The 13863-nt window shown below is 64.0% G+C and carries 10 protein-coding genes; all 10 read left to right on the top strand.

Annotated elements, in window-relative coordinates; all coding sequences use genetic code 11:
• Nucleotides 1-71: 71 nt before the first annotated feature.
• The 10 genes from lnt (at nucleotide 72) to P8R42_04520 (ending at nucleotide 13844) form a co-directional block, all read left to right on the top strand.
• Nucleotides 72-1562, top strand: a complete 1491-nt coding sequence (lnt, locus tag P8R42_04565; protein ID MDG2303923.1) for an apolipoprotein N-acyltransferase — start codon at nucleotides 72-74, stop codon at nucleotides 1560-1562.
• 96 nt (nucleotides 1563-1658) lie between these two features.
• Nucleotides 1659-3737, top strand: a complete 2079-nt coding sequence (locus P8R42_04560; protein MDG2303922.1) for an AAA family ATPase — start codon at nucleotides 1659-1661, stop codon at nucleotides 3735-3737.
• A gap of 464 nt (nucleotides 3738-4201) precedes the next feature.
• A complete protein-coding gene (locus tag P8R42_04555; protein MDG2303921.1) occupies nucleotides 4202-5008 on the top strand; it encodes a polysaccharide biosynthesis/export family protein in 807 nt (268 codons plus the stop codon).
• 22 nt (nucleotides 5009-5030) lie between these two features.
• Nucleotides 5031-6512: a hypothetical protein gene (locus P8R42_04550; GenBank protein ID MDG2303920.1), complete on the top strand. Its 1482-nt coding sequence runs from the start codon at nucleotides 5031-5033 to the stop codon at nucleotides 6510-6512.
• Nucleotides 6509-7936 (top strand): hypothetical protein, encoded by a 1428-nt coding sequence (locus tag P8R42_04545; GenBank protein MDG2303919.1) that lies wholly within the window; start codon nucleotides 6509-6511, stop codon nucleotides 7934-7936. Before P8R42_04550 ends, P8R42_04545 begins: the two co-directional genes overlap by 4 nt.
• 61 nt (nucleotides 7937-7997) lie before the next feature.
• Nucleotides 7998-9005, top strand: a complete 1008-nt coding sequence (locus P8R42_04540; GenBank protein ID MDG2303918.1) for a polysaccharide deacetylase family protein — start codon at nucleotides 7998-8000, stop codon at nucleotides 9003-9005.
• 7 nt (nucleotides 9006-9012) lie between these two features.
• Nucleotides 9013-10584, top strand: coding sequence for an O-antigen ligase family protein (locus P8R42_04535; protein MDG2303917.1), 1572 nt, complete (start codon nucleotides 9013-9015; stop codon nucleotides 10582-10584).
• Entirely contained in the window at nucleotides 10581-11771 is a 1191-nt protein-coding gene (locus tag P8R42_04530) for a glycosyltransferase (protein ID MDG2303916.1), read from the top strand. The genes P8R42_04535 and P8R42_04530 overlap by 4 nt, the downstream gene beginning before the upstream one ends.
• A gap of 5 nt (nucleotides 11772-11776) precedes the next feature.
• Nucleotides 11777-12979 carry a glycosyltransferase family 2 protein gene (locus P8R42_04525; protein MDG2303915.1) on the top strand — a complete coding sequence of 401 codons (1203 nt, stop codon included), beginning with the start codon at nucleotides 11777-11779 and terminating at the stop codon, nucleotides 12977-12979.
• Between the two features lies 1 nt (nucleotide 12980).
• The gene (locus P8R42_04520) at nucleotides 12981-13844 is read left to right on the top strand and encodes a DUF3473 domain-containing protein (GenBank protein MDG2303914.1); all 864 of its coding nucleotides are present in this window, start codon (nucleotides 12981-12983) and stop codon (nucleotides 13842-13844) included.
• The last annotated feature ends 19 nt before the right edge of the window (nucleotides 13845-13863 follow it).

The following is a 13863-nucleotide window of genomic DNA, read 5'->3' as shown; positions in this document are numbered from 1 at the left end:
GCGCTAGTGCCTAACGGCCGGTGGACAGCAGCTCGGACACACCCGCACCAAGTTCGTTGCAGAGAACGGTGGTGCGTCGGCTTTGGATGACCCTGGGCGGACTGGCGATTGCGATCGCGTTCCTGGACCCACGCGCCTGGCCCCTCGGCTGGGTCGGCCTCGTGCCGCTCTTTGCGCTCGCACCGCACACGCAACGAAAGCGCAGCGCGTTCCTCGATGGTTGGATCGTCGGCGTCATCGCGAACGGCACGGCATGCGCATGGCTCGTCGAAACCATCGATCGCTTCGGCGGCTTCCCGATCGTGGTCGCGCTTTTCTTCTACGGCGCGCTGATCGCGTTCACGGCGATCCCATTCGGGATCGTCGGCGCTCTTCTGCGGTGGGCCGGACCCCAGGCCTCGATCCTCCTAGCGCCCGCCCTCTGGGTCTCGGGCGAGTTCCTGTTTCCGAACTTCTTCCTGTGGCGAATGGCCTACTCGCAGCGCGAGGTGCTGTGGCTCGTGCAGATCGGAGACGTCACCGGCCCGTACGGGCTGTCCTTCGTGATGGCCTGGTTCGCGAGCGCACTGTCGCGGGCGCGCCGTCGGCCTTTGGCGCTGGTCCCTCCCCTCGTCGCCGCGGCCTTGCTCTGCGCCTACGGCGTCGTGCGGGTCGATACGATCCGAAGCGAGATGGCGAGCGCCCCGGAGGCCTCGATCGGTCTCGTGCAAGGGAATCTGTCCCTGATCGAGAAGGGCCAAGGCAATCTCTTTCAGGCGAACGTCGAGCGCTATAGGCGACTCTCCCTCGACCTCGATCCGGTACCCGACTTGATCGTTTGGCCCGAGACCGTCGTCGGCTGGGCCATCCCCCGCGACGCCACGTTTCTGGGCGATCATGACCCATTCCCGGAAGCACCGGCGCCGGTCGTGTTCGGCGCGATCTCGTACGAGGGAGCCGGGGAAGACGTGCACTGGTTCAACAGTGCGTTTCTTCGCATGAACGACGGCCGCGTGAACGGGCGGTACGACAAGCTGGTCCTGATGCCGTTTGGGGAGTTCCTCCCCTTCTCTTCCACCTTTCCGTGGATCAAGTCGCTGAGTCCCAACACCGGCGACTTCACGCCGGGCGACGGTCCGGTCGTGCTCGAGGTCACACCGGACCTGCGGGTCGGCGCCCTCGTTTGCTACGACGACATGCTGGCCGGCCACGTCCGGGAGGCAGCGCGCCAGGGAGCCACGGTGCTTCTGACCCTCGCCAACGACGCCTGGTTTGGGGACAGCGCAGCCCTCGACCTCCATGAGTCGCTGGGCCTGTGGCGCGCCATCGAGAATCGGCGTTTTCTCGTGCGCGCGACCAATACGGGCCTGACGTCGGTGATCGACCCCCTCGGCGTCGTCACGCTCGAACTCCCCACGTGGATCGAGACGGCCGAAACCACTCAGGTCCAACTACTGGAGATCCCTAGCCTTTATCAGGAGTATGGTGACCTGTTCGCTTGGTCAGCCGTGGCGCTCGCCCTCGCGCTTCTGCTAATATCTGGCTGGCGCGGAAGTCTTGCATCTGCGCAAGATCCCTCTTGATCACGGGGCGACCCGCCCCGCCAATTGTCGGCAAACCATCTCCGAGCTCCAGCCTCGAGCAACTCTAGCCGATGTACGCAACGTCGGAACGAACGTATGTATCTCGAGTTCTATGGTCTCAGTGAGAAGCCGTTCAGCCAAACGCCTGATCCTCGGTTTCTGTACTGGAATGACGCCTATCGCGAGACGTTGGCGAGTCTCAGCTACGGGATCCGTGAGCGCAAAGGCTTCATCGCCATGCTCGGCGAGGCCGGGACAGGGAAGACGACCCTCCTGCGCAAGCTCCTGGACGACCTCGGCGACGACATCGTTTCCGTATTTCTTTTCAACCCGAACGCGACCTTCGAGGAGATCCTCGAGTACACGCTGAGTGAGTTGGGCATCACCGCGCCCTCTGGGCGGAAGCTCCAGATGCTCCAGCGACTCAACGAGTTCCTCCTCGCCGCATACAGCGAAGGGCGCAACACGATCCTGATCATCGATGAGGCCCAGGACCTCGATTCGGACGTGCTGGAATCGCTGCGGCTCCTCTCGAACCTGGAGACCGCCGAGGACAAGATCCTGCAGATCGTCCTCTCGGGCCAACCCGAGTTCGCAGAGAAGCTGGCGGATCCCGGTCTGCGACAGCTGAAGCAGCGCATTTCCGTGCGCTGCCGCCTCGAGCCGCTTCAACGAGACGAGCTTCCGGACTTCCTGAGCGCCCGACTGGCGGTGGCCGGCGGGTCGCCCGACCTGTTCGACCCCGAGACCTTTGACACGATCTGGACCTTTACGTCCGGAATCCCACGGATCATCAACTCGGTCTGCGACAACGCGCTCCTGCTCGGATACGCTCTCGGGAAGCGCACCATCGACGCCGGAGTCATGCAGGAGGTAATCACCGACCTCCGGAAGATCGACGTCGATTCGTGGTTGCCGACGGCAGCCCCGGGCGAACCCGACATCGCGGTGCCGGCGGAGTCGCCAGCCGCCCCGCCCCCGCAACAGGCCCAGATCCAACCCGCGCCTATGAGCGAGCCCGCGCCCCGCGGCTCGGGACGTCCGCCGAACAGCGCGAACTCCCTGGGTTGGATGGTGGCCGCGGTCCTCGCGAGCCTCGTCCTGCTCTTCGCCGGAGCCTGGCTGGGCCGGGTCGGAACCGATGGGACCTCCATGCCGGTGAGCCCCGCGGTCGACGCGACGGATGCTCGTACCGGTGCCGTCGGCGTCACCCGCACCGCAACGGCCACCGCGGCAACCGACGCCCCCGCCAGAGTGAGGGCGGAGCCTCCGACCGAAGTCGAGGTGGTTGCAGAGGCGCCAGCATCGGTCCCCCCCGCCGACGACGGCGGCTTGCCGTCCCGCGAGGTCGACGAGGTCCGGGACCGCATGAACGACTCCGCCTCGGGCACACCCGCAGGGATGCCTTCGGTCCCCGAAGAACCCGTCGTCTTGGCGGAGGCGCCTCCCGCGGTGCGCGAGGCGCCGGCGCCGGCGCCGGCACCCGCGCCGGCACCCGCAGCCGCCGAAGCCAAAACGAACACGCCCGGCGGCCCCCTAGGGCCACTCGAGGAATCCACCCAAGCCGCTCGCCGTGAGGTCCTGCAAGCGGATCTCGTCGCCGACGCGGTCCCCGCGGCTCCCCCGACCGAGAAAGCAGCCCCGGTCGCGGCCATTCCAGTTCCGGCGGCGCCGGTGCCCGAGGAGAGACTGGCGCTGGCGCGCACCGAGCCCATGGTCCCGGCCGCCCGCCCTAGCCAGCCACCGTCCGCGCCCGCGAGCACCGTCTCGGTCTCGAGGGGGGACACCCTCCAGGGGTTGGCCAATCGCCGCTACGGCTCCTCGAACCTCACCACCCTGGATATGCTGCGCGTCGTGAATCCAGACGTACGAGACGTCGACCTGATCATCGCCGGCTCGGGGCTCGAGTTCCCCGATCCCGGGCCGAGGTCCCGCGTCCTTCCCGACGGGAGCGGCTTCGCCGTTCTTGCACTAACGACACAAACACTCTCTCGAGCCCTCGCCGTACAGTCCTCCCTGGAGGACAGCCTGGATCGCCCGGTGGCCCTCGAGCGCTTAGCCACGCGCGGAGGCACCAGCATTTTCCGGGTTTCGGTCCGTGGTCTGAGCGACGAATCCGACGCCGCGGCGGTCGCCACGGGCCTCGGTTCCATCCTCGAGGACCCCAAACCATGAACAATGCGTCTGCGCGGCTCTCGTATTTTTGCACGATTCAGCCACAAGTCTGCATACTTGCAGGTTTTGCGCCTTTGAGCCGGAGGGCGATCCACCGCGAAAGCGCTGTAAAATCAAGGTCTCAAGCCCGCGGCCGATTAAGCGGAGTGGCGTCGGTTTTGCACAATGTCTGGGTTGGATGGGGCGGATCTGCAGATGGGAGAGTTGCGATGAGCGATTCTCCACGTGGGCTTCGATCGACTCGATCGGGTTCCCGGCTGCATTCCGACCCGCCCTGGACGGTTCCCAGCTCCTGGATCCTGCGCATTTCCCGCTTCCGACACTCCGACCAACCGTCATGCCCGCTCCATTCGCGTCTGCGGACGAATTCCACTCGCCGCAAGCTTCGGCGCTCGCACCCGTACACATCCGTTCGACGCACTGGAGCAGCACTCTGTCCGCAAGGATTAGGTTGAGAGATATCGATGCACAACAAACCTTATAGCGCCTGCGATAAAGACACCGGTTGGCAGCGCTTCATCACCACCTTTTTGGTGGTTGTCGTCGCCGTCGGCGGGTCTGCATGTGGGCCGAGCACTCGCCAGCAACATCAGCAGGCGCAGGCTCAACTCATGCTTCAGCATGGCGACGGCGCGGAGTCTCCGATGGGCGCGAGCACCGCCTTCGCTCCTGCCCCGGACTTCGATGATTACAGCTACCGGCTCGCACCGGGCGACATCATTGACATCAAGTTCCCGTACCATCCGGAAGAGAACGAGCGCGTTCCTGTTCGTCCCGACGGCATGATCGACCTGCAAGTCGTGGGTGACATCGACGCCGCCGGCATGACCGTAGCGGAGCTCGAAGCAGAGATCGTCGCGCTGGCCTCTCGCACACTGAGAGACCCGGTCGTAAGCGTCGTGATCGCTCAACTCGCGGAGCACAAAGTCTATGTCGGAGGCGATGTCCTTCGGCCGGGTTTCGTGAACTATCGCGACGGCCTGACACCACTCCAGGCAGTGATCGAACGCGGTGGATTCACGGACACTGCAAAATCAGACGAAGTTCTGTACATCACCCGTATTGGCGAGGAGATACAAGCACAGAGACTTGACTTGGAATCCATCATAGATGGAGACTCTACTGGGGAAGTCATCATGGCGCCGGACGACGTCGTGTTCGTTCCAAAAACTTTCATCGGCAAGGCAGATGTTTGGGTTGACCAGTGGATTCGCGGTCTTCTCCCGACTGTTCCACGGCCAGGCTTCGACCTGAACTCCGTCGCCTTCTAAACACCCGGAATTATACTACACAGTGGGAAAGACTTACGAAGCCCTCAAGCGCGCAGAAGCCGAGCGTAAAGCCAAGGCAGCGCGAGACGTCAACACTATCGTTGCGCCTAGGCGAACCACTGCGACGGCTCCGACGGAATCGACTCCGACGGAAACGCCTCCCGCGTCGGCAAGGGCTGACACGACCGACGACGTCCCGGCGCCCTCCGAGCGGCGCTGGTTCCGTTTCGGTCGACAAGGCAATGGCGATGGTCACAGCGAGGCCGAGAACGGCAACGGCAATGGTCACGCGCAAGCCGGCAACGGCAACGGCAACGGTCACGCACACGCCGGCAACGGCAACGGCAATGGTCACGCACAAGCCGGCAACGGCAACGGCAATGGTCACGCGCAAGCCGGCAACGGCAACGGCAATGGTCACGCGCAAGCCGGCAACGGCAACGGCAATGGTCACGCGCAAGCCGGCAACGGCAACGGCTACCCGCGCCAGGGCAACGGCAATGGCTACCCGCGCACCGGAAACGGAAACGGCTACCCGCGCGCCGGCAACGGGAACGGAAACGGAAACGGCTGGCGCGGCAACGGGAACGGGAACGGTTGGCGCGGCAACGGGAACGGCAACGGCCGTGCGCCCTACCGGTTCCGCGAGAGCCAGGGCAACGGCGGCTTCCGCGGCAACGGCTTCTTCGGAAACGGCCGCGGGAACGGCGGCAATGGAAACGGTCGCGGAAACGGCGGCAATGGAAACGGCCGCGGGAACGGGAACGGCTGGCGTGGGAACGGTTACCGCAACGGAAGCGGTTACCGCACATTCACCTTCGACGTCCCTCCGACGACGATTGAAGAGTTCCAGCAACTCCGCAAGAACATCATGGCGACCAAGGCGCCCCGCGCCCTGCAGCTCATCCTCCTCGTCTCCTCCCGGCACGGCGAAGGCGCCACGACCACCACGGCCCTACTCGGGTCCACGATGTCCCAGGGCGGCCGCTGCCTGCTGATCGACGCGAACTTCCGAACGCCAGGGCTGACCCGAATCTTCGGCGGCGACCACGCGCCCGGCCTCTGCGAAGCACTCGCGGACGGCGGCGCCACGTCCGAGCACTATCACGCGACGGAAATCCCGAACTTGTACTTCATGCCGACCGGCCAGGGCCCGACGCGCGTTCCGTACATGTTTGAAGGACGTGGACTCGACGACGTCGTGACCTCCGTTCGCAAGGAGTTCGACTCCATCCTCATCGACGGTGCGCCGATGGAGATGTACGCGGACAGCTCTTACCTCGCACCCCGCGCCGACGGCACCATCCTCGTCGTGCAGGCCGAGTCTACTCCGACTGGAGCCCCCGCGGTTTCGCTTCGTGAACTCGAGCGGGTTGGCGCGCATGTTCTCGGCGCCGTCCTGAACCGGACCCAAAACTACATTCCGGAGCTTCTCGCCCGCCTCACGAATCCGCAGGAGCTCATCGAGGTCGCCGTGGTGCCCGGGCCCGAGGAGCCTCGATGAACGAAGCCGTACGCGAGTTCCTCCATATTCTGTTCAAGCGTAAGCGGTTCGTCGTGATCGCTTTTCTTGCGATCTCGATCCCCATCATCGCCTTCACGCTGGTTCGTCCCCCGAAGTACGTCGCGCGGGCGAAGCTCCTTGTCATCGGCAGTCGTAGTTACATGCACCTCTCCCCGCAGGAGACGCGCAAGACGACGCAGATTCCCGAAGCACAGGTCATCTTCGCCGAGATCGAGAACCTCCAGAACCGCTCGTTCCTCCTCGCCGCCGCACGCCGGCTCCAGGTCGACATCATCGACGACGCGCCAGCCGATCCGGACAAGCGCGCCTCTCGCACCGCCGCCGCCATGCGCAAGGGCCTACAGGTAAGCGCCTTTCCAAAGTCGCCGATGATCGAGATCGCGTTCGTTCACCCCGACAAGAACCTCGCGGCAGCCGTAGTGAACACCCTCGTCGACACATACCTCGAGTATCACCCGAGCTTGTACGAGTCGCCGGAGATCGCCGTCTTCTTCGAGAAGCGGAAGAAGGATCTCGAGACGAAGCTGATCGCCGCCGAGGCGGACCTCGACCACTACCAGCACAAGACGGGCATCATCGACCTCGACCAGCAGTTGGATGAGAGTGTTCGCCAGATGATGGCCAACGAACTCGCGATCGACGAGACCTCCGCCCTCGCCGCTCAGAGCAACCAGCTGATCACCGAGCTCGAAGCCACGCTGACAAACGAGCCCGAACGCGTCGCGAGCGACGTGAACATGGTGAACAACCCGGTTGCCCGCGCGCTCGAGGAGCGCATCGGGATCCTGACCGTCGAGCTCTCCGATCTCCGCCAGAAGTACACGGGCGTCGACCGTCGTGTTCAAGACAAAATGCGACAGATCTCCGAGCTCCGCGCGCAGGTGGCCGGCCAGCCGCAGCGGATCATCGGCACCGAGCGCTTCGAACGAAACCCGATCCGGCAAAACCTCGAAGAAGAGTTGCACCGCGCACGCGCAAACCGCGAAGCGATGCTCGCCAAGAAGGCTTCGCTCCAGGCCACCGTCTCGACGTACAACGAGCGGATCCAGGACATCGACAAGCACGGATCCAAACTGCGCTCGCTAGGGAACACCGTCGAGCAGCTGCGTATCGCACTCAATCGCGCGATAGAAGACAACCACGAAGCATCCCTCTCAATGGAAATGAGTGCGGACAAGTTGGACACCGTCCGCATCGTCGACCGTGCCTACCCGCCGAACAAACCGAGCGGGCAGAATACGATGCTGACCATCATCGTCGCCCTCATCGCCGGCGGTGCGCTCGGTATCGCGGGCGCCTTCGGCCTCGAATACCTCTACCAAACCTACCACTTCGGCTCCGACATCGAACGCGAGCTGGAACTGCCGGTTCTCGGCCTCATCTCCGACATTCACCCGAGCTAGTCGTCCCCGCGACGATGCTGTACGGCCGGCGTATCTTCCACAGGAGACGACCATTTCCAATGTGATCCGCAATCTGGCCAAGCTGGCGATCCACCATGGAGGGATCTCCTCCGTCGCCCGCGCCTGCCTTGCAGGCCGCGCCGTCATTCTTCGCTACCATTCCGTGAGCACCGCGGCCGATGGCACCCACCTGTGCCTGGATCCCGGCCTCGCCGTCCGCCCAGAGCATTTCGACCGCCAGTGCGCCTACCTCGCGCGGCACTACAACGTGATCTCGCTCGACGAGATGGTAACCCGACTGATCGAGGGAAAGCCGCTCCCCCCCAAGGCCGTCGCCCTCACCTTCGATGACGGCTACCTGGACAATTACACGCAAGCCTTCCCGATTCTCGAGCAGCACGGTTTGAACGCGACGTTCTACGTCACGACCAACTGCATCGACAACGAGGAGATTCTCTGGACCGGCCTCCTGCGCTTCGTCGTCTTCACGACCGAGGTGCCCGTGCTCGAGACGCACGAACCGATGGCCTTCCGGCTCCCCCTCGGCAGCCCCGAGGAGCGCAAAGAGGCGTTCACCAAACTGGTCGTGACGATGAAGAACGTCCCGACAGCCCGCCGCCTGGAACTCCTCGAAGCGGTTCGTGTCGCCGGCGAGATCGACGATACCTCGGCCCTCAGTGGGATCATGATGTCCTGGGACCAGGTACGCGAGATGCACAAGGCCGGAATGATCTTCGGCGCGCATACCCTTACCCACCCAAACCTACCTAACGCCACGCCGGAAGAGGCGCAGCGAGAGATCGATGGTTCCGGCAAGGCTCTGGCAGAACAGATCAACGAACCCATCCGCCACTTCTCGTACCCGAACGGCCGAGGCAGTGCGCACCTCACCGAGGCAGTGAAGGGCATGGTCCGCGACGCGAAGTTCGACTCCGCGACGACCTCCGTGACGGGCAGCGTGCAGATCGGCGACGACCCGTTCGCGCTCAAGCGCATCGGCATCTACAACCGCCACGGAGCGCTCCCTGAGTTCACTCTAGATATCGAACGGGGCAAGATCGGAGCGTGAGGGGGGCGTGACCGCATCCCCACTCCCCGCCGGAAGCGCCACCACCCGGCGCACCGGCGAAGTAGCCGCCCTCCCCGCGTGGGCGCTGGGCGGTCTCGCCATCGCGGCGATCGCTCTCGGCCTCGCTGCGCTCGTAGACGATCGCGCGGTATTCGTCGGTGCGGCTCTCGTCGTCGGCCTCTTCGGCGGTGCGCTGGTCTTCTACAAGCCGCACATCGGCGTCTTCATCATCATGTCGACGATGTTGATGTCCTACCCGGATGCCCTGAAGGGCGTCAGCCCGTTCACCATCAACAACATGCTCGGGGCGATCCTGCTCACGCTCCTCGTCTTCGAGACCTACCGCACACACGACTACTGGTTCTTGCGCGAGCCCGAGATCCGGCTCCTCGTGATCATCTCGCTCTGGATGATCACGATCGCCCTGGTCAGTGACTTGTTCCTGCCCGACAAGCGCCTTCTCCCGGCGGTTTCGCGCGCGAAGGTCACCGGCCCCGCATTCTACGGCAACAACGACGATACGGCGAGATGGGTCTTCGAACTCGTCTCACGGCTCGTCTTTGTCATCTTCTTTCTGCAGTGGATTCGCACGCCCAATCAGCTCCGCTGGGCGCTGTTCCTGTTCGCCTTCTGCGTTGCGTCCGTGCTGCCCACACTCGGCCCGGATATGACCCGCGGTGAAGCCGAGTATCGAATCACGTCGAAGGTGGTTGGCTGGGCGGTGAACCTGAACCGCTTCGCGTTCATGATGAACGTCGGCATCGCGCTCTTCATCTATCTCGCCAATATCGTCAGACCATTTTTCTGGAAGTTCGTCTTCCTCTCGTGTGCCGCGGTCAGTATGCCGCTCGTGCTGCTCTCTGCCTCGCGCAGTGGATTCATCGGCCTCGGGTTGATCGCCGTCCTGATGCTGCGCAGTGGGCAGATTCCGCGCCGCTGGAAGATCGGCTCCGCCATGGCGGGCCTCGCCATGGCGGTCCTCGCGTTCTCGTTCGTCCTGACGGATGCGCACCGAGAGCGCCTGCTTAACATCAACCCGTTCGCCACCACAGACGTGAACGCCGGTCCGCGCGAGGAGGGATCGCGCTCGACCGAGCAGCGTGTGAGCACCCTGGAAAACGCGTTCATCGTGATCGCGAAGTACCCACTGACGGGCGTGGGCCTTTCGAAGTTTCGTTGGGTCAACGCGCTGATGAACAACTCGTATAAGCCGCCGCACAACTCCTACGTCTGGGCCGCTGCAGAGGGAGGAATACCAGCGCTCGTGATGTACTTGATGCTCTTCGGCTTCCTGTTCACACGAATCCAAAAATTAAGACCAAAGTTCAGGAACCATCCAACGCTGCCGTATTTGGCGGATTGGCTCCATCTGTACATGGTCCTGTTCTTCTTCTTCTCCATCTTCGCGGATGTCTGGATCGAGGTTCACCTGTACTTCATCGTCGCCTTCTCGATCGTGTTGTCTCGTTGGGCGGAAGAGGACGAGCTTCGCGGGCGCGGACTTCCCGGCGTCGTCGCCGGGACACCCGGAGCGCAACGCGCGGCCTCCCGCGCGTTGTACCGACAACCCGAATCATGATCCGGATCGCATACGTCATCGACCACCTCCGGATGGGCGGCGCCCAGCGCCACCTCCTGCAAGTGGTGCACGGGCTAGATCGCCGCCGCTACGCGCCGGAGATGTGGACAACCTCCGCCAGCCGCGGCGAGCTGGCGGCCGACTTCGAAGCCATGGGTGTCCCCGTTCGAAGCTTCGAGATCGAGTCCACGCTCATGAGCCCGAAAACCCTCCAGGCCTGCCGCCGGGTCGCGCAGGATTGGCGCGCGCGCGACATCCACATCGTGCACGCCTACCTCTTTGAGGGGAATCTTCTCGGCACGATCGCCGGGAAGCTCTCGAAGCGCCCCGTCGTCCTGATCAGCAAGCGAAGCCTCGATCGCTACGATCGATTCGATCGCCGCGCGGCCGCGTGGTGGTGCAACCGCACTGCGAACCGGGTCCTCGTGAATGCGATCTCCGTGCGCAATGTGGTCCTCGAACACGAAGGCTGCTCGCCCGCCGTCATCGAACACATTCCGAACGGCGTCCCTCTCCCCGACCCGCTGAACCTACCGGAGGCAGCCGAGCCCGAAGTCGATCCGCGAGGCGACGGGCCGCTCGTCGGCATGGTCGGCCGACTCGGCTGGAAGAAGGGGTATGAATACGCCCTGCAAGCCTTCGCCCAGCTCCGGGATCGCATCCCGGGCCTCCGCGTCGACATCGTCGGGGACGGCGACCTGCGCGATGAGCTCGCAGAGCAAGTCCAGCAGCTCGGCCTGGCCTCTACGGTGCGCTTCCTGGGCCAGCAGACCGACGTTGCCCGTCGGATGAGCGGGTTCGATTGCTACGTTCTCTCGTCGGTCATCGAGGGGATGCCCAACGCGCTCTTGGAAGCGATGGCGCTCGGCCGTCCAGTCGTGACGACGTCCGCGGGAGGCAGCTCGGAGGTCGCGATCGATGGGAAATCGGGAATGGTCGTTCCCCCGCGCGACGCGGACGCCCTAGCGAACGCCATCGAACGCGTGCTGACGGACCAGCTCCTCGCCGAGCGCATCTCCCGGGGTGCTGCGAGCCGGGTGAAAGAGCAGTTCAGCGAGAAGGCCATGCTCACAGCGCTCGATCAGCTGTATTGCAAGGAGATGGCTGCCGCCGGCCTCAAGGCAGAGACCAAAAATGTCGAAGAGTCCCCAGGGAGCGCTCCGGGCGAGAGGGTGGTTCCGAATTGACGACGATGGGAGCATTTCTATTTTGGGGTGGAGTTCTGACACTGGTCTACCAGTACGTCGGATACCCCCTCCTCCTGTCGCTCTTGGCCCGGCTCCGACCCGACGTCGAGCGCGGCTCGTACGCGAGCGATGACGAGCTGCCTTCCGTGACTCTGATCATCTCGGCGTACAATGAGGAGGAAGTGCTCGACCGGAAGCTCGAGAATGCGGTCGCGCTCGATTACCCCAAGGAGCGTCTCGAGATCGTGGTCGTCTCCGACGGCTCCACCGACCGGACCACCGAGATCGCGGAGAGCTTCGCCGATCGCGGGGTGGTCCTTCACGAGTACACGGAGAACCGCGGGAAGAACCTCGCGTTGAACGAGTCGATGCCTCGGGTGCGGGGCGACATCACCGTCTTCACCGACGCCAACGGAATGTACGAGCCCGACGCCATGAAGAAGCTCGTGCAACCGTTCGCCGACGCCACCGTCGGCAGCGTGTGCGGCGAGCTCGTGTACCGAAACTTCAACGAGAACGCGATTGCCGAGGGCTACAACCGGTACTGGGAGCTCGACCAGATGCAGAAGCGTCTGGAGAGCGACCTCGGCACACTTCTCGGAGCGAACGGGTCGATCTTCGGCGTCCGGACAACGCTCTGCCGCCCCATACCCAATGACACCTGCAACGACATGGTGCAGCCCATCTGGGTCGGAGCCGCCGGACATAAGTGCCTGTACGAGCCGGGAGCGCTCTCGATCGAGGCCGGCTCGAAGGATCTCGACGACGAGCTGAAGCGCCGGTCGCGCATCATCGGTCGAGGCATCCGGGGGATCTTAGCCGTCTGGCCGGACATCGTCCGCGGGCGCGCCAAACTCCTCGGACTCGAGCTCCTCTCCCGCAAGGGTCTTCGTTACTTGACGCCCGTCTGGTTCCTGATGATCTTCATCGGATCTGGACTCGCGACAGGACTGGGATTGTTCTATCAGCTCGCCTTCGCCGCGCAGGTCCTGGCCTACGGAGCGATTCCGGTCGCCCAGCTCTTGCCCGAAGGACGGCTTCAGCGGCTGGTTTCGCCGGCCGTGTACTTCGGCATCGCGAACCTCGCCGCCACGATGGGCTGGTGGAAGGTCCTCACGGGCTCCGAGCTCGGCCGCTGGAATACCGCGGACCGCCCGTTCGAGACCGGCAGCGATGTGGCACCGTCCGCGTCGGATGGCAGCGACTGAGATGGCTTCCTCCGAGATCACGAACGCTTTCTCCGTCGACGTCGAAGACTGGTTCCAGGTCTCTGACTTCGAGGAGCAGGTCCGACTCGAAGACTGGGACAAGTACGAGAGCCGGGTCGTCGAGAACACGCGGCGCCTGCTGCGGATGCTGGCCGAGTTCAACGTCAAAGGCACGTTCTTCATTCTGACGTGGAACGCCGAGCGCTTCCCCGGCCTGGTCGAAGAAATCGCGGCCGACGGGCACGAAGTCGCGACCCACGGCTACGCGCACCGGCTTGTCTACGAGCAGGGGCGTGACCTTTACAAGCAGGATCTCGAACGCTCGCAGGAGATCCTCATGGGAATCCTCGGGACGCCCGTGAAAGGCTATCGAGCGCCGTCCTTCTCCGTGACGTCACGCTCGATGTGGGCCCTCGACGTCATGCTCGAGGCCGGCCTCGAGTACGATTCGAGCATCTTCCCGGTCCAGGACGCCCTGTACGGTATGCCGGGAGCCCTACGGTTTCCGTTCGTGATCCACCAATCCGGCGATCGCCGGCTGGTGGAGTTTCCTATGACGACCGCCAAGGTCGGGAACAAGAACCTGCCGCTGGGCGGCGGGGCCTACCTTCGCCTCCTGCCCTACCACTATATGCGGTGGGGCATGCGCCGGGTGAACCGGGAGGGCGAGCCCGCACTGGTCTATCTCCACCCGTGGGAAATCGACCCGGAGCAGCCCCGGATCAAAACCCGAGGAAAACGGGGCTTTTCGACCCACTACCTCCGGTTGGAGGCCATGGAGGAAAAGCTCCGCCGCCTCCTCTCCGAGTTCCGCTTCGCCCCGATGAGCCAAATCCTGGCCGAACGGGGCTGGCTGGCCTCCTAACTCAAGTTTGCAACTTGTT

It is taken from the genome of Candidatus Binatia bacterium, from assembly GCA_029243485.1.
GTDB lineage: Bacteria > Desulfobacterota > Binatia > UBA12015 > UBA12015 > VGTG01.
Note: the sequence above shows the minus strand (reverse complement) of the source record. Positions and strands in the feature narration are given on the sequence as shown.